The organism is Burkholderia sp. COPS (assembly GCF_019425585.1).
GTDB classification, from domain to species: Bacteria; Pseudomonadota; Gammaproteobacteria; order Burkholderiales; family Burkholderiaceae; genus Burkholderia; species Burkholderia cepacia.
The window spans coordinates 117240-142929 of sequence record NZ_WIXR01000059.1 but is presented as its reverse complement, the minus strand read 5'-3'; the positions used below and the strand labels follow the sequence as shown (position 1 = coordinate 142929).

Annotated in this window: 23 protein-coding genes; 6 read left to right on the top strand and 17 right to left on the bottom strand. The window is 69.0% G+C overall.

Translation table 11 applies throughout. The features are described 5' to 3' along the window. Window positions 1–79: 79 nt before the first annotated feature. From FOZ70_RS34110 to FOZ70_RS34080, 7 genes are all read right to left on the bottom strand, one after another. Window positions 80–556: a BON domain-containing protein gene (locus FOZ70_RS34110; protein ID WP_219707658.1), complete on the bottom strand. Its 477-nt coding sequence runs from the start codon at window positions 554–556 to the stop codon at window positions 80–82. A gap of 221 nt (window positions 557–777) precedes the next feature. After that, window positions 778–1290 (bottom strand): low affinity iron permease family protein, encoded by a 513-nt coding sequence (locus tag FOZ70_RS34105; protein WP_021158193.1) that lies wholly within the window; start codon window positions 1288–1290, stop codon window positions 778–780. Window positions 1291–1423: 133 nt separating this feature from the next. Continuing rightward, window positions 1424–1807 carry a DUF305 domain-containing protein gene (locus FOZ70_RS34100; RefSeq protein ID WP_059813481.1) on the bottom strand — a complete coding sequence of 128 codons (384 nt, stop codon included), beginning with the start codon at window positions 1805–1807 and terminating at the stop codon, window positions 1424–1426. Between the two features lie 88 nt (window positions 1808–1895). Continuing rightward, window positions 1896–3566, bottom strand: a complete 1671-nt coding sequence (locus FOZ70_RS34095) for a GMC family oxidoreductase (RefSeq protein ID WP_219707657.1) — start codon at window positions 3564–3566, stop codon at window positions 1896–1898. Further along, window positions 3556–4221 (bottom strand): gluconate 2-dehydrogenase subunit 3 family protein, encoded by a 666-nt coding sequence (locus tag FOZ70_RS34090; RefSeq protein WP_059587625.1) that lies wholly within the window; start codon window positions 4219–4221, stop codon window positions 3556–3558. The genes FOZ70_RS34095 and FOZ70_RS34090 overlap by 11 nt, the downstream gene beginning before the upstream one ends. Then, window positions 4218–5069 carry a hypothetical protein gene (locus tag FOZ70_RS34085; RefSeq protein ID WP_111998405.1) on the bottom strand — a complete coding sequence of 284 codons (852 nt, stop codon included), beginning with the start codon at window positions 5067–5069 and terminating at the stop codon, window positions 4218–4220. The genes FOZ70_RS34090 and FOZ70_RS34085 overlap by 4 nt, the downstream gene beginning before the upstream one ends. Window positions 5070–5091: 22 nt before the next feature. Then, the gene (locus tag FOZ70_RS34080) at window positions 5092–6192 is read right to left on the bottom strand and encodes an enolase C-terminal domain-like protein (RefSeq protein ID WP_021163164.1); all 1101 of its coding nucleotides are present in this window, start codon (window positions 6190–6192) and stop codon (window positions 5092–5094) included. 130 nt (window positions 6193–6322) lie between these two features. On the opposite strand from FOZ70_RS34080, the gene FOZ70_RS34075 reads away from it, so the two are divergent. Further along, window positions 6323–8140: a thiamine pyrophosphate-requiring protein gene (locus FOZ70_RS34075; protein ID WP_219707656.1), complete on the top strand. Its 1818-nt coding sequence runs from the start codon at window positions 6323–6325 to the stop codon at window positions 8138–8140. 40 nt (window positions 8141–8180) lie between these two features. Here the strand turns inward: FOZ70_RS34075 and FOZ70_RS34070 are convergent, their stop codons facing one another. Further along, window positions 8181–9959, bottom strand: coding sequence for a glycoside hydrolase family 15 protein (locus FOZ70_RS34070; RefSeq protein WP_258025806.1), 1779 nt, complete (start codon window positions 9957–9959; stop codon window positions 8181–8183). A 5-nt stretch (window positions 9960–9964) separates the two neighbouring features. After that, window positions 9965–10948: an SDR family oxidoreductase gene (locus FOZ70_RS34065; RefSeq protein WP_059486151.1), complete on the bottom strand. Its 984-nt coding sequence runs from the start codon at window positions 10946–10948 to the stop codon at window positions 9965–9967. A gap of 326 nt (window positions 10949–11274) precedes the next feature. Between FOZ70_RS34065 and coxB the strand changes: the two genes are divergently transcribed. The 5 genes from coxB (at window position 11275) to FOZ70_RS34040 (ending at window position 18117) form a co-directional block, all read left to right on the top strand. Beyond that, window positions 11275–12300 carry a cytochrome c oxidase subunit II gene (gene coxB / locus FOZ70_RS34060; protein WP_059677956.1) on the top strand — a complete coding sequence of 342 codons (1026 nt, stop codon included), beginning with the start codon at window positions 11275–11277 and terminating at the stop codon, window positions 12298–12300. Window positions 12301–12313: 13 nt separating this feature from the next. Next, the gene (ctaD, locus tag FOZ70_RS34055; RefSeq protein ID WP_219707654.1) at window positions 12314–14953 is read left to right on the top strand and encodes a cytochrome c oxidase subunit I; all 2640 of its coding nucleotides are present in this window, start codon (window positions 12314–12316) and stop codon (window positions 14951–14953) included. Further along, complete coding sequence (locus FOZ70_RS34050; protein WP_059621001.1) at window positions 14950–15351, top strand: hypothetical protein; 402 nt, start codon at window positions 14950–14952, stop codon at window positions 15349–15351. The genes ctaD and FOZ70_RS34050 overlap by 4 nt, the downstream gene beginning before the upstream one ends. Next, window positions 15342–16970, top strand: coding sequence for a cytochrome c (locus FOZ70_RS34045; protein ID WP_219707653.1), 1629 nt, complete (start codon window positions 15342–15344; stop codon window positions 16968–16970). Before FOZ70_RS34050 ends, FOZ70_RS34045 begins: the two co-directional genes overlap by 10 nt. Before the next feature lie 436 nt (window positions 16971–17406). After that, complete coding sequence (locus FOZ70_RS34040; RefSeq protein ID WP_021159138.1) at window positions 17407–18117, top strand: response regulator; 711 nt, start codon at window positions 17407–17409, stop codon at window positions 18115–18117. A 69-nt stretch (window positions 18118–18186) separates the two neighbouring features. Here the strand turns inward: FOZ70_RS34040 and FOZ70_RS34035 are convergent, their stop codons facing one another. From FOZ70_RS34035 to catA, 8 genes are all read right to left on the bottom strand, one after another. After that, the gene (locus tag FOZ70_RS34035; RefSeq protein WP_176130765.1) at window positions 18187–19365 is read right to left on the bottom strand and encodes a YncE family protein; all 1179 of its coding nucleotides are present in this window, start codon (window positions 19363–19365) and stop codon (window positions 18187–18189) included. Window positions 19366–19426: 61 nt separating this feature from the next. After that, window positions 19427–20239, bottom strand: a complete 813-nt coding sequence (locus FOZ70_RS34030; RefSeq protein WP_048028934.1) for a creatininase family protein — start codon at window positions 20237–20239, stop codon at window positions 19427–19429. A gap of 173 nt (window positions 20240–20412) precedes the next feature. Continuing rightward, window positions 20413–20811: a RidA family protein gene (locus FOZ70_RS34025; protein WP_048028936.1), complete on the bottom strand. Its 399-nt coding sequence runs from the start codon at window positions 20809–20811 to the stop codon at window positions 20413–20415. 110 nt (window positions 20812–20921) lie between these two features. After that, window positions 20922–21698 carry a benzoate diol dehydrogenase BenD gene (benD, locus tag FOZ70_RS34020; protein ID WP_059587639.1) on the bottom strand — a complete coding sequence of 259 codons (777 nt, stop codon included), beginning with the start codon at window positions 21696–21698 and terminating at the stop codon, window positions 20922–20924. Next, a complete protein-coding gene (gene benC / locus FOZ70_RS34015) occupies window positions 21695–22717 on the bottom strand; it encodes a benzoate 1,2-dioxygenase electron transfer component BenC (protein WP_021159133.1) in 1023 nt (340 codons plus the stop codon). Before benC ends, benD begins: the two co-directional genes overlap by 4 nt. A gap of 39 nt (window positions 22718–22756) precedes the next feature. Further along, complete coding sequence (gene benB, locus FOZ70_RS34010) at window positions 22757–23245, bottom strand: benzoate 1,2-dioxygenase small subunit (protein ID WP_219707652.1); 489 nt, start codon at window positions 23243–23245, stop codon at window positions 22757–22759. Continuing rightward, window positions 23242–24600, bottom strand: coding sequence for a Rieske 2Fe-2S domain-containing protein (locus tag FOZ70_RS34005; RefSeq protein ID WP_175936027.1), 1359 nt, complete (start codon window positions 24598–24600; stop codon window positions 23242–23244). The genes benB and FOZ70_RS34005 overlap by 4 nt, the downstream gene beginning before the upstream one ends. A 117-nt stretch (window positions 24601–24717) precedes the next feature. Further along, on the bottom strand, window positions 24718–25662 hold the full coding sequence (gene catA, locus FOZ70_RS34000; protein WP_042974834.1) for a catechol 1,2-dioxygenase: 945 nt from the start codon (window positions 25660–25662) through the stop codon (window positions 24718–24720). Window positions 25663–25690 lie beyond the last annotated feature (28 nt).

The window sequence follows — 25690 nt, the reverse complement described above, 5'->3', positions numbered from 1 at the left end:
CCGCTCGAGCGACTCCGCATGCGCCGAGTTCGTAGTTCGTGCGTTGCGCGGCTCACCGCATCGCCGGCAAACGCCACTGTCAGCGCGAGTGGCCGGGCGGCACCTTGTACTCGCTGCGCGCGCCCATCGCGTCCTCGACTGTCTCCACGCCATGCAGCGCGGCCACACCGTCGACGACGGTTCGCCGCTCGGCCTCGTCGATCTGCCCGCTGAGCCGCACATGCCCGTGTTCGACGATCGCTTCGACGTCGCGTGGATGGCCGGCCAGCCGGCCGAGTGCCGAACGCACGCGCTCGGCTACCTGGGCGTCGCCTGCATCGCCCGCAAGCCAGTCCGCACGCAGGCCTGCGATCGCGCCCCGCGCATGGTCGGCCACCCGCCTCGCCTGCGCATTCGCATAATCGGTCACGCCGTGCCGGCCCGAGGCCGCCTTGTCGCGCAGGTACGCACGCCGCCGCCGGCCCGATGCCGGATCGAGGAAGTACATCGCGACCGCGCCGCACGCAACGGCTACCGCAAGATTCAACAACGGGTACGAAGGAGGTCTGGCGTTCATGGCAGCACCGTAGGCAATCCCCGGAACGACCGGGTTTCGTCGCGACGTGCAGCACGTGTCGTTCCCTGTGCGCCCTGCACCCGCCGGAAGACGGCGCGCCGCCATGCGTTCATCGCGCGGATGCCCTGCATGCCGATGTGCATGGACAGAAATGACAAGCGGTTGAAAAATCGTCCGCGGGTCGCGCCCCGATCGCGCGCAGCCCCGCAGCGTCACGTCCGTCATGATTCCGGCGAAGGTTCGGCCGGTTCGCGGTCGCAATCGGTATCCGGATCGGCGTCCCGGGCGGCTACCCGCTTCGCTTTGTCGAGGTAGGTCTGCGCCATTGCGCGCAACTCTTCCTCCGATGCGTCCTCGATCCCGATCAGCCGGTCGCTCGCCGCGTGCGTGACGGCCACGAGTTCGTCGAGCTTGAGGTGCATCGCGACACTGTCGCGGTTCTGGTTGCGCTGCAGCAGGAACACCATCAGGAATGTGATGATCGTCGTTCCGGTATTGATGACGAGTTGCCATGCATCCGAATAGTGGAAGAGCGGGCCGGTGACGAGCCACAGCGCCGTGACGGCGACCGCGCTGCCGAACGCGACCGGCGAGCCGGCCCACACGGTCACGCGCGACGCGAAACGTTCGAACGCGCGCGTGACGGGGTGCCTGACCGTGACCGCCCGGGGATCGGTCGCAGCCTGTCCGTCCGGGCCCGTCCGGACACTGGATGGATCGCTCGATTCACGCATGGCGCCTCCCGGATACAAATGTCTAGATCGGCGCACACGCGGGCCCGCGACACGCAACGGCACGCGGTTCCGTGCCCGCAGGCGGGCGCCGTCCAAAGGCGGAGCAACGTGCGTGCCCGCGCCGCACGGCCGCTCACGGCGCCTTGCCGTGCATCTTTTGCCAGCGCTCCATCAGCGCGATCTCGTCGCGCTGCGCCGCGACGATCCGGCTCGCGAGCTGCCGCAGCGTCGGGTCCTTTCCGTATTTCAGCTCGACCTGCGCCATGTCGATCGCGCCCTGATGATGCGGTGCCATGTGGGCGACGAAATCGCGGTCGGCGTCGCCCGTGTACCGCGCGGCCTCCATCGCGTCCATCATTTTTTGGTCGGCGCGCTTGTACGCCTGCGTAGATGAATCGGGCACGCTGGCCGGTTCGGCGGGGCGCAACTGGCCCGCCGCCGGCAGCGCCGACGCGCACGCCGCGAGCACCGCACCGGCGACGCACCGGCGCACGGACAAGCAAAGGAATGCTGGCATGGGATAGGTCCTCGATAAAGGATTGAAACGGGTCACACGCGATCGCCCCTGTCGTGCTCGAGCATCGCCAGGCGCGTCGGCGCGTGGTTCACCGCCACCGGGCACGCGCATGCGCGTCGCCGCGCGCGACCAGCGTACGGATTCGATCGGCGGTGCGGCACGCGATCGCCTGAATCGTCAGCGACGGATTCACGCCGCCGACGGTCGGAAACACCGAGCCGTCGCATACCCACAGATTCGGAATGTCCCAGCTGCGGCAGTCTGCATCGACGACGCTCGTCGCCGGATCGCTGCCCATCCGCGCGGTCCCGGCGAGATGGCAGGTATCGTCCTCCTCGTGCCAGACGTCGCGTGCGCCGGCCGCTTCGAGCGCGCGCCCCATCTGCGCAAGCGCGTGACGGATCATCCGCCGGTCGTTGTCGTCGTATGCATAAGTCACGCGCGCGACCGGCAGCCCGAACGCGTCGCGCTCGTCGGCGAGCGTCACGCGGTTGTCCGCGCGCGGCAGCGTCTCGCCGACGATCTTCAGGCCGGCCTGGAAGTTGTAGCGCGCCATCTCGCGCTTCAGCGCGTCGCCCCACAACCCGCGCGCGGCCAGCTTTCTCGCCCATTCGATCGGCAGCGGCCCCTGGCTCATCCAGCAGTAGCCGCCGAAGAAATCCTTGCCGTCGTCCGCGTAGTTCCAGTGCTCGGTCAGCGACAGCGACGGCGGCCCCTTGTACCAGCGCACTTCGTCGTCCATCGTCCCCCACGACGCCTGGTTGAGCTGCGCCATCATGAAGCGACCGACGAGGCCCGAGCTGTTCGCGAGCCCCTGCGGATGCCGCCCGGTCGCGGACAGCAGCAGCAAGCGCGGCGTCTCGATCGCGTAGCCGGCGACGACGACGTTGCGCGCGCGCTGGAAACGTATACGCCCGTCGCGGGCATAGTGCACGCCGGTCACGCGATCCCGTTCCGCTTCGATCCGCAGCACCATCGCGAGATCGCGCACTTCGGCGCCGGCCGCGAGGGCACGCGGAATCCACGTGACGAGCGCACTCTGCTTCGCGTTGGTCGCGCAGCCGGCAATGCAGAAGCCGCGATACACGCACGGGTGCGCGCGACCGCGCGGCGCGGACAGCGTCGCCAGCGGAGTCGGTGTCCAGCCGATGCCGAGGGCGTCCGCGCCGCGCGCGAGCACCAGCGCGGCCGCATTCAGTTCATGCGCGCGATACGGATAGCGCGGGCGGGGCGGTCCCCACGGGTAACGCACGGGCCCGCTGATCTTCAGCGCCTGTTCGACCTCGCCGTAGTAGCGCCACATCTCGCGCCAGTCGAGCGGCCAGTCGACGCCGTAGCCGAGCGCGGTACGCGAGCGAAACCACTCGGGCCGGAAACGCAGCGACACCATCGCGAAATGCACGGTGCTCCCGCCGATCGCACGGCCGCTGTTGTTGGTGCCGAGCGTGAGCGGATCGGCGCCGTCACAGATCCGCTCGTCGGTCCAGAACAGCTTGTGCTGGTGCGTCTCGTCGGACGCGAATTCCTCGAGCGGCCGCCACCACGCGCCTGCATCGAGCGCGACGACCGAGAACCCGTATTCGGCGAGCTTGCACGCGAGCGTGGCGCCGCCCGCGCCGGTGCCGACGATCACGAAGTCGACTTCGTCGTGGTCGCCGAACATGCGCATCGGCGACCAGCCGCCGACGCGCAACGGATCGGGCGCGCGGCCATCGCGGCCGCGCGGCGTCTCGGGAAACGGCGATGTGTCAATGGCCATCGCGGTCGCCCTCGTCCACGCGCGCTTCAGCTTCCCAGGGGTCACGCCGGTTGAATCCCATCCGCACGTAGCCGCGCGGGCTCGCGGGGCCACCGAAGCCGATCTCGTTCCAAGCGAACGGGTGGCTGTAGTACGCACCGCAGATATCCATCAGCACTCGCTTCGCGAAGAACGTACGCGGATCCATGCCACCCCAGACCGGCGCGACGCTTCGATCGATTTCGCCGTGCTGCACCGCATGCAGCAGCACGTCGGCGTCGTTCGCGCCGAGCGAAGCGAACGCGCGGCCGTGCGCATGGTGCGCCATCGCGTCGAGCGCGGCGAGGCCGGTCTGCCAAGCGGCCCGCAGCGGCGGGAGCCGCGCATCGCGGTAGCCGTCACCCTCATCAGCCGCGAGTCGCGCGTCGAGCAGTGCCGCCGTCGGGACCACGCCGGCATCGCCCGGCTCCTGCGGCACGATGCGCGCGCACAGCGCATCGAGCGTCGCGAATCGTTCGGCATCCAGATGACGCGGCGCGGCGTCCTCCACCCGCAGCCGCGCATCGATCGCGCGACGCGTTGCGTCGTTCCATGACGGCGTGTCACGTTTGGCAAGGACGTCGTAACCGGCATAGCGCGGCAGCGCGACCGCCGTGCTGCCGCGCACACCGCTCATTGCCCTTCCCCTTCGGCGAGTGCGGTGGCGGCGAGCCCCGCGATCGCGAGTGCGGTGAAGCCCGGCGGCGCCGGCAGCGGCGGGCCGGACAGTACGTTCTGTGCCGCATTGCCCCAACCGCCCATCTGCCGCGCGACGCCGCGCGCATGGAACGCGACGCCGACGGTCCCGAGTACCGCCGTCGCGCGCAGCCACACGCGGCAGAACCGCAAGTCCGCGCTCCGGCGCGACAGCGCGAGCTGCGCGGTCGCGAGCGCGGCAATCGGCGGTACGACGAGCGGCGCGAACATCGCGCGATGCTGGAACGCACCGCGAAAATGCAGCAGCCCGACTTCGCCGAGCGTGCCGACGAGCCCCGCCGCGACCAGCGCGGCCAGTGCGCGCCCGGCCGGCAGGCCGGCGAGCCGTGGCGCCTCGGCCGGACTCGCGCGCAGCCGCTCGCCCGCAGCGCCGAGCGCGCCCGCCAGCAACAGCGCGAATGGCGCGCCGAGCGGTGCGCCGTAGAACAGGTTGTGCCAGCTGAAGCCGCCGGGCCGCTTCGTCACGTTGTACAGGTGGAATGCAGCGCCCGCGACACCCACCGCGGCCGACGCGACGTGCACGGCGTCGCGCAGCCGGTGGCGTGCGGGCGTGTCGTCCGCGTGGCCGTGCATGCTCGCGATCACCGACAGCGTCGACATCGCGAGCGGCGCGAGCATCGCGCGATTGTGAAACGTGCCGCGATAGTGTTCGACGCCGCTGTCGGCGAGTACCGAGCCGGCCAGCAGCAGCGCGCTTCGGTTCAGCAGCCGTACGGCGTCGGCCAGCAACCTGTCGCGCTCGGCGACGCGATCTCGGGGGTGTCGCATCGTGCCTCCTTGCGATCGGGATTCAGAGCGCGAAATCGCGCAGGTCGGCCGCGCGCAATTCGAGGCCGAGCCCGGCGCGCGTCGCATCGATTCCGAGCGTGCCGTCGACGAGCACCGGCGCGCCGTCGAACAGCATTCGCTCGATGCGCACGTGATCGTGAAACCACTCCACATGTCGGATGCGCGGCGCCACGCATCCGACATGACGATGCAGCGCGGGCGCGCAATGCGCGGACAGGTCGACGTGATGCGCATCGGCCAACGCGGCCGCGGCGAGAAAACCGCTGATGCCGCCGCAGCGCGTCGCGTCGGCCTGCAGCACATCGACCGCGCGCGCCTCGAGCAGGCGCAGGAAATCGTCCGGCGTGTACGCGTACTCCCCGGCCGCGATGTCGACCCGCGCGCCGACGTGCTCGCGCACGAACCGCAGCCCTGCGACGTCGTCACTGCTGACCGGCTCCTCGAACCAGCGAATGCCGTAATCGGCGGCGGCCTGCGCGAACTCGACGGCGGTGCGCGGCGCATACGCGCCGTTCGCGTCGACGAACAGGTCGACACGCGGCCCGAGCGCGTCGCGTGCCGCGCGCACGCGCGACGGATCGCGCACGTCGTTCGCACCGACCTTGATCTTGCACGCGCGCACGCCTTCGGCACGCCACCCGTCGAGCTGCGCGGCGAGCGTGCGCATATCGTAGGTCGTGAAGCCGCCGCTGCCATACACCGGCACGCGTTCGCGCACGCGGCCCAGCAGCAGCGCGAGCGGCGCGTCGGCGAGTTTCGCCTTCGCATCCCACAGCGCGGCATCGATGGCCGAAATCGCGGTGGCCGCGATGCCGCTACGGCCGATATTGCGCACGGCGCGCCGCATCGCATCGACGGCGGCCGGCACGTCGACCGCCGGCCGGTTGCGCAACACGCCGGCCAGCAGCGACGTCACGAGCGGCACGGCGCTCGCGTCCGTATACGTATAACCGAGCCCCGTCACGGGTCCCGCGTCGATCTCGACGACAACGACGGTCGTCGCGGTCCACGCGTAGGTGCCGTCGGCTTCAGGCCGGTCGGTCGGCATGCGGTACGCGCGAGCGCGCACGTCGTCGATCGCCGGTGCGGTGGAAAGTGCCATCGTTGCGCTCCGGTCTGCTTGCAACTTGCTTGCGGACATCCGGTGCAACCGGTGTGCCTGACGCCGGCAGTGCGGCACAGGCCTTGCGCGACGGTCTGCATCGGCTCATTAGGATCCAAGGAGAATCGGCATGGCGACAGTGGCGGATTTCATCGTCGAGCGGCTGTACGACTGGGGCGTGCGCCGCATCTACGGCTACCCGGGCGACGGCATCAACGGCTTCTTCGGCGCGCTGCGCCGCGCGGAAGGCCGGATCGAATTCATCCAGGCACGCCACGAGGAGATGGCGGCCTTCATGGCGTCCGCGCATGCAAAATTTACAGGCGAGCTCGGCGTCTGCGTCGCGACGTCCGGCCCCGGTGCGTCGCACCTCGTGACGGGCCTGTACGACGCGCGGCTCGACCATATGCCGGTGCTCGCGATCGTCGGCCAGCAGGCGCGCGCGGCACTCGGCGGCCACTACCAGCAGGAAGTCGATCTCACCGCGCTGTACAAGGACGTCGCCGGCGCATTCGTGCAGCTTGCAACCGTGCCGGGCCAGGTGCGGCACCTGGTGGACCGCGCCGTGCGCACCGCGCTCGGCGCACGCACGGTCACCGCGCTCGTGCTGCCGAACGACCTGCAGGAACTCGACTATTCGCCGCCGAAACGCGCGCACGGCACCGTGCATTCGGGCATCGGCTACACGGCGCCGAAAGTCGTGCCGTATGCGGACGACCTGCGGCGCGCGGCGGATGCGCTGAATGCAGGGTCGAGGGTCGCGCTGCTGGTCGGTGCGGGCGCGCTACGCGCGACCGACGAGGTGATCGCGGTGGCCGACCGGCTCGGCGCGGGCGCCGCGAAGGCGCTGCTCGGCAAGGCCGCACTGCCGGACGACCTGCCGTGGGTCACCGGCTCGATCGGACTGCTCGGCACCAAGCCGAGCTACGACCTGATGACGGAATGCGACACGCTGCTGGTCGTCGGGTCGGGCTTCCCGTATTCGGAGTTTCTGCCGAAGGAAGGCCAGGCGCGCGGCGTGCAGATCGACCTGAAGGCCGACATGCTGAGCCTGCGCTACCCGATGGAAGTCAACCTCGTCGGCGACAGCGCCGAGACGCTGCGCGCGCTGCTGCCGCTGCTGAACGAGCGTCGCGACACCGCATGGCGCGACCGGATCGCGAAATGGAACCGCGACTGGCGCGACACGCTCGCGGCGCGTGCCGCCGCGAAGGCGAGCGCCGGGCGCGGCGTCAATCCGCAGCGCGCGTTCACCGAACTGTCGCCGCGCCTGCCCGACGACGTGATCCTGACGAGCGATTCGGGCTCCTGCGCGAACTGGTACGCACGCGACCTGATGATGCGGCGCGGGATGATGGGCTCGTTGTCGGGCGGGCTCGCGTCGATGGGCGCCGCGGTGCCGTACGCGATCGCCGCGAAGTTCGCGCACCCGGTGCGCCCGGTGATCGCGATGGTCGGCGACGGCGCGATGCAGATGAACAACATGGCCGAGCTGATCACGGTCGCCAAATACTGGCGGCAGTGGCCCGACCCGCGCTGGATCTGCATGGTGCTGAACAACGAGGACCTGAACCAGGTCACGTGGGAACAGCGCGTGATGGAAGGCGATCCGAAGTTCGACGCATCCGAGCAGATCCCGAACGTGCCGTACTACCGCTTCGCGACGCTGCTCGGCCTGAAGGGCATCTACGTCGACGATCCGGAGCAGCTCGGCGCCGCGTGGGACGAAGCGCTCGCGTCTGACCGGCCCGTCGTGCTCGAGGTAAAGAGCGACCCCGAGGTGCCGCCGCTGCCGCCGCACGTGACGCTGCAGCAGGCGAAGCATTTTGCCGAGACGCTGGTGAAGGGCGATACGCGCGAAACCGGCGTGATCGTCGGAACCGCGCGGCAGGTGCTGTCGGCCGTGCTGCCGGGCCACGGCGGACACGGCGGAAAGGACGGGACGTAACAAAAACACGCGCGTGCGCGGAACGGCGCGACGCGGCGCGTCAGCCGAAGTCGACGTCGTCCCGCCCGTCGCCCCGCAGCGCGAGCGCCGTGTTCACCAGTCCGACCTGCGCGAGCGTGAACGGAAAGTTTCCGCACATGCGCCGCGCCTTCACGTCGTACTCCTCGGACAGCAACCCGACGTCGTTGCGCAGGCCGAGAAGCCGCTCGAACAGCGCGCGCGCGTCGTCGTCGCGCCCCTGCATCCGGTAGACCTGCGCCAGCCAGAACCCGGCGGCGAGAAACGCGCCCTCCTCGCCTTCGCAGCCGTCGGCGAAGCGCGGCGGGCGATAGCGGAACGGCAGACCGTCCTCGATCAGTTCGCGCTCGATCGCGGCAACCGTCGCGACGACGTGCGGGTCGCGCGCGTCGAGCATTCCCGTCAACGGGATCAGCAGCAGGCTGATGTCGAGCCCGTCGCCGTCGAAACGGTCGGTGAAACGGCCCAGTTGCGCGTGGTAACCGTGCTGGAGCACCTCCGCCCGCACCGTGTCGGCCCAGCGCCGCCAAACGTCGAACGGCGCATGATGGCCGAACGCGCGCGCGGAGCGATATGCGCTTTCGACCGCGGCCCAGACCATCACCTTCGACGACGTGAACGGATGGCGGCCGCTGCGCACTTCCCAGATCCCCTCGTCCGGCTCGCGCCAGATGGTCGCGAGATGCTCGATCAGCCGCCGCTCGAGTGTCCACGCGTCGTCGTCGGGCGGCAGCCCGTGGCGGCGCGCCTGGTACAGTGCGGCCAGCACCTCGCCGTACACGTCGAGCTGTTGCTGTTCGGCGGCTGCATTGCCGAAGCGCACCGGCCGCGCGCCTTCGTAGCCGGCCAGGTGAGCGGCCTCCCATTCGTCCGCGCGCCGCCCGCCGTCGGCCGCATACAGTACCTGCAGTTGCGACGGATGATCGGCAATCGCGCGCACGAGCCAGTCGCGCCAGCGTGCCGCTTCGTCACGATATCCGCAGCGCACGAGCGCGCGCAGCGTGAAGCTCGCGTCGCGCAGCCAGCAGAACCGGTAATCCCAGTTGCGCGAGCCGCCGAGGCATTCAGGCAACGAACTCGTCGGCGCCGCGACGATCCCGCCCGTGTGCACGCTCGACAACAGCTTCACCGTTATCAGCGCCCGCTCGGTCGCGTCGCGATACGGACCGTCCGGCGCACCGGACGCGGACCACGCACGCCAGAACGCGTGCGTGTCGCGCAGCGATGCGTACGCATCGGGCACGGCCGGCGGCCGGTCGTAGGAACGCGCGTAGCTGATGCAGAAGTCGGCCTGCTCGCCAGCCGCGATGCGTGTCGTGCCGACGAGCCTGTCGCCCCGCACGTCGAGCCGCGCGTCGGTGTCGAGCCACATGGCATCGCCGCCCGTCATCATCCGCCAGCGCCGGCCGAAGCGTCGGCACCACGGCAGCGCGCGGCCGTAGTCGAAACGTACGCCGAGATCGATGTCGAGCGCGACCGTCCCGCGCTCGCCGCGCACGCTGCGGATCAGGCACGGATCGGGCGCCGCCCAGCTCATCCAGTCGATCACGACGACGCAGCCCGATGGCGTGTCGAACGTCGTTTCGAGAATCGCGGTGCCGGGCAGGTAACGACGCCGCGCATGGGTCGAGCCTTCGCGCGGCGCCAGCCGGAAGCGCCCGTTCTGCGGCGTGCCGACGAGCGCGGCAAAGCACGGCGGCGAGTCGAAGTCCGGCCAGCACAACCAGTCGATGCTGCCGTCGCGTGCGACGAGCGCGGCGCTGCGGCCGTCGCCGACGATTGCGTAATCCTCGATCCGCATCGCGCTCACCGGTTCCATCTGCGGGCGGCGGCGAACGCCGACGCGAGCACCGCGACGGCTGCGCCGAACGCGACGACGCGCGACACGCCGAGCCCGGCGTCGGCGCCGGTGCGACGCGCCTCGGCGCCGAACGCGCCGCGCGTCGCGTGGCGGCCCGGCACGCTTTCCCACAGGTTCGAGACCCGCGGGCCGGCCGGCTCGGCACGTTGCTGGCCGCGCACGGCGGTCTGCGCAAGATAGCGATCGAAGCAGCCGGGCGCGATCCCGTTCGCGACGATCGCCGCGAGCGACGACCAGCCGACCCAGCGCTCGCGGCATGGGTGGCGCGCGGCGCGCACGATCGCGTCGGCCGCGACCTCCGGCGCGTAAACCGGCGCGACGGGACGCGGCGCGTGCGGCAGGACCGATTCGGCCCAGTCGAACTGCGGCGTGTCGATCGCGGGCAACTGCACCATCGTCACGCGCACACGGCTGCGCGCGTGCAGCAGTTCGCAGCGCAGCGCGTCGGTGAAACCGCGAATCGCGTGTTTCGCGCCGCAGTATGGCGCCTGCAACGGAATCGACCGGTACGCGAGCGCCGAGCCCACCTGTACGATCGTGCCGCGATTGCGCGCGCGCATCCGCGCCAGCGCCGCCCGCGTGCCATACACGCAGCCCAGATAGGTGACGGCCGTCACGCGCGCATAGTCTTCCGGTGAAATCTCGTCGAACGGTGCGAACACGGTGACCATCGCGTTGTTGATCCAGACGTCGAGCGGGCCGAGTTCGGCCTCGATGCGTTGCGCGGCCGTGTCGAGCGCGGCCGCGTCGCTGACGTCGACCGCGATCGGCAGCGCCCGGACGCCATACGCCCGCACTTCGCAAGCGGTGTCGTGTAAAGCGCGCGGATCGCGCGCGAGCAGCGCGACGTTCGCGCCGCGCCGCGCGAATGCATGGGCCGTCGCACGGCCGACACCGGCGCTCGCCCCCGTGATCGCAACGGTCTCCACTTCCGGTCCCTCCTCTGTTGCCAGATCGCCGCCGCGCCGCCACGCTCGCGAACGCACCGCGCCGTAATGCGATCGGTGCAGCAAGCGGCATGCCGGGCCGCGTGCCGCCGTTGCGATCCGTGCATCGACCGCGCGGGCACGTCAAACGTCAAGCGTCAAGCGTCAAGCGTCAAAGCGTGCGCCAAATTTACAACGGTGCGGTAATGCACGGGATGCTGCGCGCGCAACGCGCTCGAAAGCCGTCCGCGCACGGGAATTGCTACGCCACGCACGGGTGTCCGATTGCTGTTCTGTTCTCGCGCCGTCGATCCCGGCAAGGAGCCGCGTTGCCCGTTCCGCTGTCCCTGAAACCGCGCCACGTCGCGTGCATGGCCGTGGCGGCCTGCGCGGTCGCGCCGGCCGCCGCGTGCGCGGCCGCCGAACCGCTGCCGCTCGCGTACGTCGCGCATGCAGCCGGGCCGGCCGCGCAGCCGGTGTTCGTGCTCGGCTGGGCGCTGCTCGGGCTGTGCACGTTCGTGTGCGTCTCGATCGCCGCGCTGCTGCTGCTCGCGGTGTTTCGTCGTCGCCCGGGCGCCGGCAGCCCGGGCAACGGCCTGATGTTCGTGACCGTCGGCAGCGGCGTGTCGATCGTGCTGCTGTTCGCTGCGCTCGTGTACATGCTGTGCGTGCTCGGCGCGGTCGCGTCACCACCCCGTCCGCCCACGCTGACGATCGCCGTGACCGCGCACGACTGGTGGTGGGACGCCCGCTATCCGGCCGGCACGGGCAACGATGCGTTCGTCGTCGCGAACGAACTGCACATCCCGGTGGGCGAACCCGTCGCGATCGAGCTGAACAGCGCCGACGTGATCCACGCGTTCTGGGTGCCCCAGCTCGCAGGCAAGACGCAGGCGATTCCCGGCCAGACGAACCGGCAATGGCTGCAGGCCGACCGGCCGGGCGTCTATCGCGGGCAGTGCTCGCAGTACTGCGGCGCCCAGCACGCGCACATGGCGCTTGAGGTCGTGGCCGAACCGCCCGCCGCGTTTCGCGCGTGGCTGGCCACGCAGCGCCAGCCGGCCCCCGTGCCAGGCAGCGACGCCGAACGGCGCGGCCGGCGCGTGTTCGGTGCGCGCTGTGCGGGCTGCCACGCAATACGCGGCACCGATGCGACGGGCGATGCGGGCCCCGATCTCACGCACGTCGGCACGCGCCGACTGCTCGCGGCCGGCACGCTCGACAATACGCCCGACAACCTGCGGCGCTGGATCGCGCATGCGCAGCAGATCAAGCCGCAATCGCTGATGCCGTCGATTGCGCTCGCGCCGCGCGACGCGGACGATCTCGCCGCGTATCTCGCCACGCTGCACTGAACCGAGGATGCCGATGGCCATTGCCCGCGACACGCCGCCCCCGCTCAGCCGCGTACCCGATCTCGGCGAAGCGCCGCCCGGCTCCCCGCACGAGCGCGCGCTCGCCGAGCTGTGGGAATCGGCACCCGGCTGGCGCGGCTGGCTCGGCACGGTCGACCACAAGCGCATCGGCCTGCGCTACATCGTCACCGCGTTCGCGTTCCTGCTGCTCGGCGGCGTCGAGGCGCTGGTGATGCGCATCCAGCTCGCGCGGCCCAATGCGACCGTGCTCACGCCCGCGCAATACGACTCACTGTTTACGATGCACGGCGTCACGATGATCTTCCTGTATGCGCTGCCCGTGCTGTCCGGCTTCGCGAACTACCTCTGGCCGCTGATGCTCGGCTCGCGCGACATGGCGTTCCCGCGGCTGAACGCGTTCTCGTACTGGGCCTTCCTGTTCGCCGGGCTGTTCCTGTACGCGAGTTTTCCGCTCGGCGCGGTGCCCGACGGCGGCTGGTTCAATTACGTGCCGCTCACGTCACTCGACTACAGTGCCGGCGCGAACATCGACATCTATGCGCTCGGGATGATCCTGCTCGGCATCTCGACGACCGGCGGTGCCGCGAACTTCGTCGTCACGCTGCTGCGGATGCGCGCGCACGGGATGTCGATCGACCGGCTGCCGATCATCGTCTGGGGCACGCTGACGGCATCGGTCGCGAACCTCGTCGCGGTGCCGTCGGTCAGCCTCGCATTCCTGCTGCTGTGGCTCGACCGCAATGCCGGCACGCATTTCTTCGACGTCGCGAACGGCGGGCGGCCGCTGCTGTGGCAGCACCTGTTCTGGATGTTCGCGCACCCGTGGGTGTACGTGGTCGTGCTGCCCGCGATGGGCATCGTGTCGGACGCACTGCCGACCTTCTGCCGGCGCCCGCTCGTCGCGTACGAGGCCGTCGCGGTGTCGACCGTCGCGACGATGCTGATCGGCTTCGAAGTGTGGGTGCACCACATGTTCGCGACGGGCATCGCGCCGCTCGCGCTGGCGTTCTTCGGGGCGGCGAGCATGCTGATCTCGATCCCCAGCGCGGTCGCGGTATTCGCGTGGATCGCGACGATCTGGACCGGCCGCCCCGTGTTCCGCACGCCGTTCCTGTATTTCGCGGGTTTCGTGCTGATGTTCGTGATCGGCGGCGTGTCGGGCGTGATGACCGCCGCCGTGCCGCTCGACTGGCAGCTCACCGATACGTACTTCGTCGTCGCGCACCTGCACTACGTGCTGCTCGGCATCAACGTGTTTCCGGTGCTCGGCGGCGTCGCGTACTGGTTCCCGAAATTCACGGGACGGATGATGAACGAGCGCTTCGGCAAGCTGACGTTCTGGGTCGTGCTGGTCGGCTTCAATCTTGGCTTCTTTCCGATGCATATTTCCGGGCTGCTCGGGATGCCGCGCCGCATCTACACCTATCCGGCCGGGATGGGCTGGGACACGTCGAACCTGCTGACGACGATCGGCTCATTCGTGTTCGGGATCGGCATCGTGATGTTCGTCGTCAACGCGCTGGTGAGCGCGCGGCGCGGTGTGCGCGCCAGCGAGAATCCGTGGGGCGCGGCGGGTCTCGAATGGTCGGTCGCGTCGCCGGCGCCCGTATACAACTTCGCGGTGCTGCCGCTCGTCGCGTCGCGGCATCCGCTGTGGGAAACGCGCGACGATCCGGCGCGCACCAGCCTGCGGGTCGGCTACCGGCTCGCCGACGGCCGCGAGGCGCTCGCCGTCACGCCGCTCGCCGCCGCGCCGAACGCGATCCTAAAGATGCCCGAAGACAGTTGCGTGCCGTTCGTGCTCGCGCTGCTCGCGACCGCCGTGTTCGCGGCGCTGCTCGCGCGCTCGCCGACGCTCGTCTGCGCGGGCGTCGCCGGTTGCGCGATCGCGACCGCCGCGTGGCTGTGGCCGCGCCGCGTGCTCGGGCAGCGCGCCCGCCTGCCGGCACGCGACGACACGCAGGCGCCGGCCGCCGCGGCCGGGCGTCACCCGGTCGAACCGCCCTCCGCGACGATGCCGCGCGGCGCGCCGGCCGCGTGCATCGAGCCGCTGCCGGTCGGCAGTCAAGGTGAACGCGCGGGCGGCTGGTGGGGCGTGCTCACGCTGATCGTGACCGAGGCCGGGCTGTTCGGTTACCTGTTGTTCTGCTACTTCTACCTGCAGTCGCAATCTTCCGCGCCGTGGCCGCCCGAAGGCATGCCGAAGATCGGGCTCGCGGCCGCCAATACGGTCCTGCTGCTGTCGAGCAGCGTGTTCGTGTGGCTCGCCGAGCGCGCGCTGCGGGCCGGCAGCCGGCCGCGCGCGGTCGCGATGCTCGTCGTCGCGCTGGTGCTCGGCACCGCGTTCGCGCTCGTCCAGCTGCACGAATGGCGCGGCCACCCGTACGGCCCCACCGCGCATCTGTACGGCAGCCTGTACTTCACGATCACCGGGTTCCACCTCGCGCACGTCGTGGCCGGTCTCGCGATCCTCGCGCTGCTCGCCGGCTGGACGGCCGCAGGCTTCTTCGGCCGCGAACGGCGCGTCGCACTGACAGTCGGCGGGCTCTACTGGCATTTCGTCGACTTCGTGTGGCTGTTCATCTTCACGGCACTGTACGTGTCGCCTCACTGGCTCAGGAGCCCGGGATGAACGGCGCGCGACGCTCGTGGACACCGTGGCTCGCGATCGCGGCCGGCCTCGTCGGCGCCCCCGCGCTGTGGTTCGCGCAAATGCTGGTGTCCGAAACGCTCGCCTCCACCGCGTGCTATCCGTTCGGCATCGAGCAGGCCGTGCCGCGCTGGGCACACGTTGGCGCGTGGCTCGCGCTGATCGCAGCGGGCGCTTTTGCGCTGGCCGCGGCCTGCGCGACCTGGCTCGCACACGCATGGCGACACCGGCACGATGCCGATGCGCCCGCCGTGGCACGCGACGACAGCACGCGCTTTCTCGCGCGCTGCGGGATGCTCGCCGCGCTCGGCTTCGTGATCGGTCTCATGTTCACCGGGATCGTCACGGCTTTCGTGGGGCCCTGCACTCCATGGCACTGATCCTGATTCCGAATCCGAATCCGCCCGGGTTCGCGCGGCTTCGCGTGCCGGGCCGCCGCACCGGCGTCGCGCTTGCGATATGCGCCGCGCTCGCGGGCTGCGGCCCGCACGACGAGAAGGGGACGAACGACAATACGGCACAAGCCGCGTCGTCGGCGTCCGCGCCGACGATCGAGCCCGACGCCGATTCGAATGACTGGCATTTCACGCGGATTCGCGAATCGGTGCCCGCTGCCAGCGCGGCGATGGCGGCGCGCGCGAACGACGATCCACGGCTTGCGCCGCTGCGCTCGGCCGGTGCTTCTGGTGCTTCTGGTGCCGCTGGCGCCTCTGGTGCTTCTGGCGCATCCGCGCCGCCGGGTCCGGTGCCGGACGCCCGAACCCGCCGCCCGGCCGTCGCGGCCGCTGCCGCCGATACCGACACCGCGACGATCGCGCGCGGCCGTTACCTCGCCCGCGCCGGCGACTGCTCGGCATGTCACGACGCGGCCGATCACACGCCGTATGCGGGCGGCCAGCCGGTGAATTCGCCGTTCGGGCCGATCTATGCGCCGAACATCACGCCGGACCCGGTACACGGGATCGGCAATTACACGCTGCGCCAGTTCGACGATGCACTGCGGCGCGGCGTACGCGCGGACGGCGGCCGGCTGTATCCCGCGATGCCGTACCCGTCGTTCGCCCGCCTGAGCGACGACGACGTGCGTGCGCTGTACGCGTATTTCATGCGCGGCGTCGCGCCATCCCCGAACGTCGCCAGGCTCACGCAGTTGCCGTTTCCGTTCGACCAGCGCTGGGCGCTCGCGCTCTGGAGCGCCGCGTTCGCCAACCGCGACCGGTTCGTGCCGCTTCCGTCGCAATCGGCCGAATGGAACCGTGGCGCGTATCTCGTGCAGGGGCCCGGCCACTGCGGCGCGTGCCATACGCCGCGCGGCCCCGGCTTCAACGAACGCGGCTACGACGAGCGCAGCGCCGCCTTCCTGACCGGCGGCATCAACGACCACTGGTTCGCGCCGAACCTGACCGGCGCGGACACCGACGGCCTCGGCAGCTGGTCCGTGGACGATATCGCCGCCTTCCTTCGTGACGGTCATGCGGTGCGCGGCGCGGTGTTCGGCGCGATGGCACCCGTGGTCGGCGAGAGTACCGCGCTGCTCACCGACGCCGATCGCCGAGCGATCGCCGTCTATCTGAAATCGCTGCCGGCGCGCCCGACCGCCGCCACGAATCCGCTGGGCATCGGCACCCCGCGGCTGACGGCGGCCGGCCCGCGTCCGGAAGGCGGCCAACAGGCACCCGGCGCCGGCGTGTATGCGGGCTTCTGCGCGCGCTGCCACGGTGCGGCCGGTACCGGTGTGCGCGATCACGGGCCGCCGCTCGCGGGGAATTCAGCCGTGCTCGCGGCCGACCCGACCAGCGCAATCCGCATCGTCGTGGAAGGCGCCCGCCCGGCTCCCGGGGAGCCGGGGATGATGCGCCGGATGCCGTCGATGCGTGGCACGCTGACGAGCAGCGAGATCGCATCGGTGGTCAGCTATGTGCGCGGCGCGTGGGGCAATCGCGCGGCGCCGGTGTCCGAGCAGGAGGTGAGTCGGTTGCGCAAGGCGATCCGACGGTAGCGCGAAGGCAGTCTCCCGCGTCGATACGGCAGGCCGCACGCCACCCGGCAGGTAATATTTTGTAATGATATGTAGAGCAATCTTTACCGGTTTTGCTCTGGCAAGCGCGCGCAACGCCCGCACGCGCGGCGCTTTCGCAAACGTTTCCGCACGAACGACATCCCGCCCGGTATTTCAGCCGGTTGCACGCCGGATACCGCTCCGAACGTGTTTACGCGTACAGCGCGTCGTTCGACTAAACACGAGACGGCCCCTTCATGCGTTCGCGTTCCTGCAACGCGACGATGCCCAGCCCGCGGCGAGACTCACCGAACGATGCAGATTTCGCCACATTCTGCCGGAATGTTTCTCAGTATCATGCGCGTCTCTTCGGCTTCCCCATGTTCGGACGGGCCTGAGCGCTCGCCACTTTCCCGTTTCGCCCCCTCGTTTAGCGATGCCCATCCGAATCCTGCTCGTCGAAGACGACGTCCCATTGTCCTCGCTGATCGCAGACTATCTGCGCATGCATCAGTACGAGGTGGACACGCTGTTCGACGGCACCGATGCCGTGTCCACGATCGTCGCGCGCCGCCCCGACCTGGTGCTGCTCGACATCAACCTGCCGGGCAAGGACGGCTTCGAGATCTGCCGCGACGCACGCATGCAGTACGACGGCATCGTCATCATGATGACGGCCCGCAACGAGCAGTTCGACGAGTTGCTCGGCCTGGAATTCGGCGCGGACGACTTTCTCCGCAAGCCGGTCGAGCCGCGCATCCTGCTCGCGCGGATCAAGGCCCACCTGCGACGGATGCGCTTGCGCCCGGTCGACGGCGCACCGGCATCGCCGCAGCGATTCGAGTTCGGCAAGTTTTCGATCGACCGCGCGGATCGCAAGATTCGCCTTCCCGACGGCAGCGCGCCGCGCCTGACCTCGACCGAATTCGACCTGCTGTGGGCCCTCGTCTGCCGCGCCGGCGAAGTGGTCAGCCGGGAAGACCTGACGCAGCTGCTACGCGGAATCGAGTTCGACGGCTTCGACCGCTCGATCGACGGCCGCATCTCCAAGCTGCGCCGCAAGCTGCGCGACGACCTGACGGAACCGAAGCGCATCAAGACGATCCGCTGCAAGGGTTATCAGTTCAGCAAGCACGCGTGGGAGTGACGTGCCGCGGCGCGTGCGCGCTGTCGTGGCACGCGAGCGCACGACCGCGCGCCCTGACCGTCCGCCGCCCTATCGCATGTTGCCGGTATGGCCCAGCGAATAGCGCCCCGGCTGCGGCCACACCGTCAGGCCGTGCGGCTCCATGCCGACGGGAATCGATCGAACCGCGCCGCTCGTGGTGTCGATCGCGTAGACGACGTCATCGAAGCGGCCCGACAGCCACAGCGTCTTGCCGTCCGCGCTGACGTTGCCCATGTCGGGGCTACCGCCGCCGGGGATCGGCCAGGTCGCGACCACCTTGCGCGTCGCGAAGTCGAGCACCGATACGCTGCCCTTGCCATGGCGCGGCCCGTGGACGAGATTGGAACCGCGATTCGCGATGTAGAGCTTCGTGCCGTCGCGGCTCGGATACAGCCCGTGCGTACCGACGCCGGTCGGGATGAAACCGGTCTTCGCGAAGCGGTCGCCGTCGACGACGTATATGCCGTCCGCCATCATGTCGGCGACATAGAACAGCTTGCCGTCCGGCGACACGCGGATGTCCTGCGGCATCCCTTTCCGGTCGAGTTCGAGGTAACCGAGCACCTTGCGATTCACCAGGTCGATCTTCGCGAGCTTGCCGCCGAACTCGCACGTGAAGAGCGCATACCGGCCGTCGATCGAGAAGTCCGCATGGTTGATGCCCTTGCATTGCGGCACCTCGAGGCTCGATTTCAGCGCCATCGTGCCCGGGTCATGGAAGTCGAGCCGCGCATGCGCCTCGGCCACGACGATCGCCTCCTTGCCGTCGGGCGTGAAATACATGTTGTACGGGTCGTCGACGCGCACTGCCGGGCCGGGCTTGCCCGTCTTCGGATCGATCGGCGTCAGGCTGCCGTCGGTGCGCCCTTCCGCATTGTTGGCGACCCACAGCGTCCGCAGGTCCCACGCCGGCACGACGTGCTGCGGGCTGCGGCCGACGGCAAACCGGTCGACGACCTTGTACGTGGCCGGGTCGATCACGTAGACATCGTTCGATCGCAGGTTCGGCACATAGATGCGCGGCAGCGCGCCCGCCACCGCCGCGCTCATGCGGCCGGCCTGGGCCTCGCCGTACAGGTTGTCCGGGTTGATCACGGGCGGCATGCCGGGTACGGCCGCGACGGCGGACGCCGCGATCGCACCCTGGGCGCAAAAGCTGGCCAGCGCAGCCGCGACGACGATCGCGGGACGGGGGAAGCGGATATGAAGGCGAAGGCGCGGTTGCATGACGATGTCCCGGTTCGATGGCATGGAACGACGGCAAAGGCGGCGCAATGGCGCGGCGGCGTCAGCGGCCGGCGGTTTCCTTTCTGATCGCGTCGACGGTGCGCGACACGATCGCGTCGGTGCCCAGCCGGCCGAGTTCGACGCTCGCATGACGCGGATCGCCGCCGTAAACGCCGTCGACGGCGCCCGGCTTCGCGGCGTTGCGCAGCTTGTCGACCCTGACCATGCCCGGCGCGACCGCCAGCAGCAGCGACGTATCGGCCAGCCCCGCGTGCGTGCCGATGTCCGCGGCCGGCACACCGTGCTCGCGCAGGAGTTGGTCGTAACCGTCGGAGCTGGTGCCGTAATACTCGGCCGGCACGAACGCGCGCGCGCCCGTGCCGGCCCACGACTTGTTCAGCCGCGCGACCGACTGCCGGATGTCGTTCTGGTAGCCGCCGTGGTCGCCGAGGAACACGATGTTCGTGAAGCCATGGACCCGGAAGCTGTTGGCTGCGGACTCGAGGGTCTTTTCGAAGACGTCGTCGGGCACGGTGATCGTGCCGGGAAAGCGCATGTGCGACGTCGGCGGCGCATAACCGCCCTCGGGCACATAGGCGATGACGGGGGCGACGATCGCGTTGCCGAGGCCTTGCGCGATCCGCTCGGACAGTACCGCGACCCGCGCATTGTGCTTGCCCAGCGCGACGTACGGCCCGCTTTGCTCGGTTGCGCCGACCGGGATCAGGATGGTGGTCTTGCCGGCCCGGATGCTGTCGCGCAGCTCGGTCCAGGTCATGTCTTCGAGCCGCACCGTGGCGGGCGCCTGGGCGAGCGCGGCTTGCGCGACGGTGAAAGCGACAGCGGCGAAGACGGCGCGTGGCAGGCATTTCATCGCGGATTCTCGACGGAAGGAAAGAGATGACGCTGCGTTCCCTCGCACCATAAACGAACTCGCGCGACTTGTCGCCGACCGCGGCGCAACGACGCACGCCCGACGTCGCGAGAAAGCATTTCGTCAGGATTGACCGGTGGATCGCGACGTCTCTCGTTCCGTGCCGGCAAGCGTCACGCCGGCAACACGGCCACCGCCTTGATCTCGACGATATAGCCGGGCGCGCCGCCCAGCATGTGCGCGCCGACCGCCGTCCATGCCGGCTTCGGGTGGGCATCGAGGTAGCGGTCGCGCACCTGCATGAACAACGGCAGGTCGCGCATGTCGGTATGGAAGGTCGTCAGGTCGACCACGTCGCTGAACGATGCACCCGCCGCGTTCAGTACCTGCTTCAGATTCTCGAACGCCTGCACGATCTGTGCTTCACGATCCTCGACGAGTTGCATCGCCGCATCGCGGCCGATCTGGCCGGACACGTACAGCGTATCGCCGACCTTCAGGCCGGGCGCATAGCCGATCTTCTCGTACACCGCTTCCATTCCCGCCGGAACGATGGCTTTGCGATCACGCATGGGAGTCTCCGTGGCCGGCGTCTTCGCGCCGGCCGGTTGGTGGGTGGATAGATGGATGGGTTGTCGACGAACATCCTGGACACATGCCAGGCGGCGCGACGACGCGCGACTCAACCCGTATCGCCGCCCGCGACCGGCAGCACCGTGCCGGTGATGTAGCTCGCCTCGTCGGAGGCGAGGAACAGGATCGGCGCGATCTGCTCGTCGAGGGTGCCGTAGCGTTTGAGATACGTCGATTCCGTGACCTGGCGCACGGCTTCGCCCATCCATGCCTGTTCCCGTTCGCTGTCGCCGGCCGCATTGCGCGGCACGCGGCGCGGCGGTGCGCTGGTGCCGCCCGGCGCGGTGGCCACGACCCGGATGTTGTGTTCCGCATATTCCATCGCGAGCGCCGACGTCAGTGCATTGACGCCGCCTTTCGCCGCCGAGTACGGCACGCGGCGAATCCCGCGCGTCGCGTTCGACGAGATGTTGACGATCGTGCCGCCGCCGCGCGCGAGCAGGTGCGGCAGCACCGCATGACACGTATAGAGCGTCGGCATCAGCGAACGGCGGATTTCCGCGTCGATCTGCGCGGGCTCGAATTCGGCGAACGGCCGCATGCGGATCGCGCCGCCCACGCCGTTGATCAGGATGTCGATACCGCCGAACGTCTGCACCGCGTGCGCGATCGCCGCATGCGCGCCGTCGTAGGTTTCGAGATCCGCGACGAACCCGGCCGTCTCGCCGCCCGTCGCTTCGGCCGCGACCTCGGCGACGAAATCCGCGCGATCGACAAACAGCACCCTGCCGCCTTCGGCCGCCGCGCGCAGCGCGACGCCACGGCCGATGCCCTGTGCGGCCCCCGTGACGACGATGACCTTGCCTGAGAATCGCTGCATGATCATGCCGCCTTTGCCGTGACGTTGGGGGTGAACTTCTCGTAGTGGAAGCTGTTCGGCTTCACGCCCTCGTCGTCGAAATACTTGCGCACCGCGTCGACCATCGGCGGCGGCCCGCACAGATACACGTCGACGTCGCCGTCGTTCAGCGCATCGGCCGGGATGTGCTGGGTGACCCAGCCCTTGCGCGGATGGCTCGACGCTGCATCGGCCACGACCGTTGCGAAGCTGAAGTTCGGCAGCTTCGCCGCATACGCTTCGATCGCATCGACGAGCACGAGGTCGAGATCGCGCGTCACGCCGTAGATCAGGTGCACCTTCTGCTGCGAGCCGCTGCGCGCGAGCACTTCGAGCATCGACAGGAACGGCGCGAGCCCCGTGCCGCCGGCCAGGAACAGCAGCGGCCGCTGCACGTCGCGCAGGTAGAAGCTGCCGAGCGGCCCGTGCAGTTCGAGCGTGTCGCCGGGCCGCGCCGATTCGAGCCACGTGCTCATCACGCCGCCGGGGATCTTCTTGATCAGGAAACTCACCTTCGCATCGGCCGGCGCCGACGAGAACGAATACGAACGGTGCTGGCCGCTCGCCGGCACGTCGATGTTCACGTACTGGCCCGGCAGGAACACGGGCGCGGCCGTGCCGACGTCGAGTTCGAGCACGACGGCCGCATCGTTGTGCTGCTCGACCTTCGTCACCGTGGCCGCGAACCCGCTCTGGCCCGTCTTGCACGCGACCGACGACGTCGGCACCGCGATCACGCAATCGCTTTGCGGCACCATCTGGCAGGTCAGCACGAGGCCGCCGTCCTTTTCGTCTTCGGTGAGCGCGTCGTCGATGTAGTCGTCGCCGAGATCGTAGCGGCCGCTCTCGGCGCGGCACTTGCAGGTGCCGCACACGCCGTCGGAGCAATCCATCGGCAGGTTGATCTTCGCGCGGAACGCCGCGTCGAGAACCTTCTCGCCGGCCTTGCAGTCGATGAAGCGGGTTACCCCGTCCTCGAAGTTCAGTGCAATCTTGTAGCTGGACATGGCGTCACCTCCACCTCCTTTCATGACAAAACAACAGCGTCAGACGTGATAGACGTCGAGCACCTGCCGGATGTAGTCGTTCTTCAGCACGATCTTCTTGTACGAGATCAGCAGCTCATCGCCCGCCTTGCGCAACGTGACGAACATCGTGCCGAAGAAGTGATCGGTCACGCGGTAGCGGTGGTTCAGCGTGTGAAAGTTGTAGCGCACGTCCACTTCGTTCTCGCGTTCGGCCAGCACCTCGACGTTCGTCACGTTGTGGCTGGTGCGCGGCTCGGGCGTCGATGCGCCGCTGCGCTCGGTCTTGATCCGGAACACGCGATCCTCGAGGCCGCCGCGGTCCGCGTAATACATCAGCGAGATCTGGCTTTGCGGATCGTCGGTCGGCCGATCGTCGTCGTCCCACGCGGGCATCCAGTACGTGACGTCCTCCGTGTAGCGGGTCAGCCACTCGTCCCACTGGCGATCGTCGAGCAGGCGCGCTTCGCGATACAGCGCGGCGCAGACAGTCCGGTAATCGAAGCTCATGCTGCCACCTCCCCGCGTTCCTTCTTCAGCGCATCGCGCATCACGTTCACCCAATGTTCGTGCTGGCACACGAACAGCCCTTCGTCCTCGCTGCGCTCGCCGGAAATGCGCGGGTTCAGCCCCATCTTCCTCGCGTTCTCGTCGGGCCCGTCGACCCACAGCGGCGCGCCGCGCGACAGGTCGTTCCACATCGCCGTGATGCCCGCATAACCGGCCTGGCACGCGCGAAACTCCTCGAGATCGTCGGCGGTACCCATGCCCGTCACGTTGAAGAAATCCTCGTACTGGCGGATGCGGGTCGTGCGGTCGGCTTCGCTCTCGCCCTTCGGCGCGAAGCAGAAGATGCTGACCTCGGTCTTGTCGACGCCGAGCGGCCGCACCACGCGGATCTGCGTGCTGAACTGGTCCATCAGGAACACGTTCGGGTACACGCACAGGTTGCGCGTCTGGTTGACGATGAAGTCGGCCTGCACGTCGCCGACGCGCGCCTTGATTTCATCGCGATGCTGGTACACGGGCCGCACTTCCGGGTTCATCGTCTGCGTCCACAGCAGGATGTGGCCGTTGTCGAAGCCGTACACGCCCGCGACCGACTTGCTCCAGCTGTTCGCGTCGACGGCCTTGGTACCGTCTTCCTTGCGCCGGCCCATCGTCGCCGCGTAGTTCCAGTGCACGGTGCTGACGTGGTAGCCGTCGCAGCCGTTTTCCATCTGCATCTTCCAGTTGCCTTCGTAGATGTAGGACGAGTTGCCGCGCAGCACCTCGAGCCCGTTCGGCGCCTGGTCGACGATCTGGTCGATGATCACGCGCGCCTCGCCGAGGTAGTCCTCGAGCGGCAGCACGTCGGCGCCGAGGCTGCCGAACAGGAAGCCGCGATAGTTCGCGAAGCGCGCCACCTTCTTCAGGTCGTGCGAACCGTGCGTGTTGAACTGCACCGGGTATTCCGTCGTCTTCTCGTCCTTCACCTTCAGCAGCTTGCCGGTGTTCGAGAAGGTCCAGCCGTGGAACGGACACGTGAAGCTGCCCTTGTTGCCGTGCTTGCGGCGGCACAGCATCGCGCCCTTGTGCGCGCAGGCGTTGATGACCGCGTGCAGCTCGCCGGTCTTGTCGCGCGTGATCACGATCGGCTGGCGGCCGATCCACGTCGTGTAGTAATCGTTGTTGTCGGGAATCTGGCTTTCGTGCGCCAGGTACACCCAGTTGCTTTCGAAGATGTGCTTCATCTCGAGCTCGTACAGCTCGGCGTTCGTGAAGATGTCGCGGCGGCAGCGGAATACGCCGGCCTCCTTGTCGTCCTGCACGGCGGTGGCGAGCAGGTGATCCAGGTCGTTGGCTTGGTCGATCGTGGCGGACATGATGGCTCCTCCCATGCGCGTGCCGCGTCCTGCAAGCACGCTCGCATCGGTAATCGGTTGAATCTCGCGGGAACCCGGCCGGCGGCGGCGCCTGCGCGCCGCCGTGCCGTCGGGCGGTTATGCCGTGGCGGAAGCGCGCAGGCGTTCGACGATCTGGTTGTCCTTGCCCTCGACGCGCGGCGTCAGGACGAAGTTGAACTCGATGTCCTGGTACGCGTCGGCCTTCAGGCCGAGCGCGGCGCCGCCGGTCTTGCCGGTGACGGGCGGGATCAGTTCCTCGCGGGTCGCATACGCGAAGTCATCCCAGATCAGCGGGTCGCCGTCGATGTTGAACTGGGTCGTCAGCTTGCGGTGGCCGTCGCTGGTCACGAAGAAGTGCACGTGCGCCGGGCGGTTGCCGTGGCGGCCGAGGCTGTCCAGCAGCTGCTGCGTCGCGCCCTGCGGCGGGCAACCGTAGCCGACCGGCATCAGCGTGCGGAATTCGTACTTGCCGTCGGCGCCCGTCTTCACCGCGCCGCGCAGGTTGAAGTCGCTCTGCTTGCCGGTCGGGTCGAAGTGCGAGTAGAAGCCGTGCGAGTTCGCATGCCAGCACTCGACCACCGCGCCGGCCACCGGTTTGCCGTCGACACCGGTGACCGTGCCGTGGATCACGAGCGGGCCCGCGCCGTCGTCCGCATCGAGGTCGATCTTCGCGACGCCGTCGCGCACCGGTGCGCCGGCGACGTACAGCGGCCCTTCGATCGTGCGCGGTGTGCCGCCGTCGAGGCCGAGCGCTTCGTCCTCGGCGTCCATCCGGATGTCGAGAAACTTCTCGAGGCCGAGGCCGGCCGCGAGCAGCGCCGCTTCGCCGTCCTGGCCGAGCTTGTTCAGGTAGTTCACGCCGGCCCACACTTCGTCGGGCGTGATGTCGAGATCGTCGATCGCCTTGAACAGGTCGCCGAGCAGCCGCAGCACGACCTGCTGCGTGCGCGCGTTGCCGCCCTTCGGGTTGTCCGCGCCCGCGTTCGACGCGGCCTTCAGCAGATCCTGCACTTCCCGGGTTTCGAAAACTTTGACGCTCATGATGATGTCTCCACGTGTATTTGGGGGA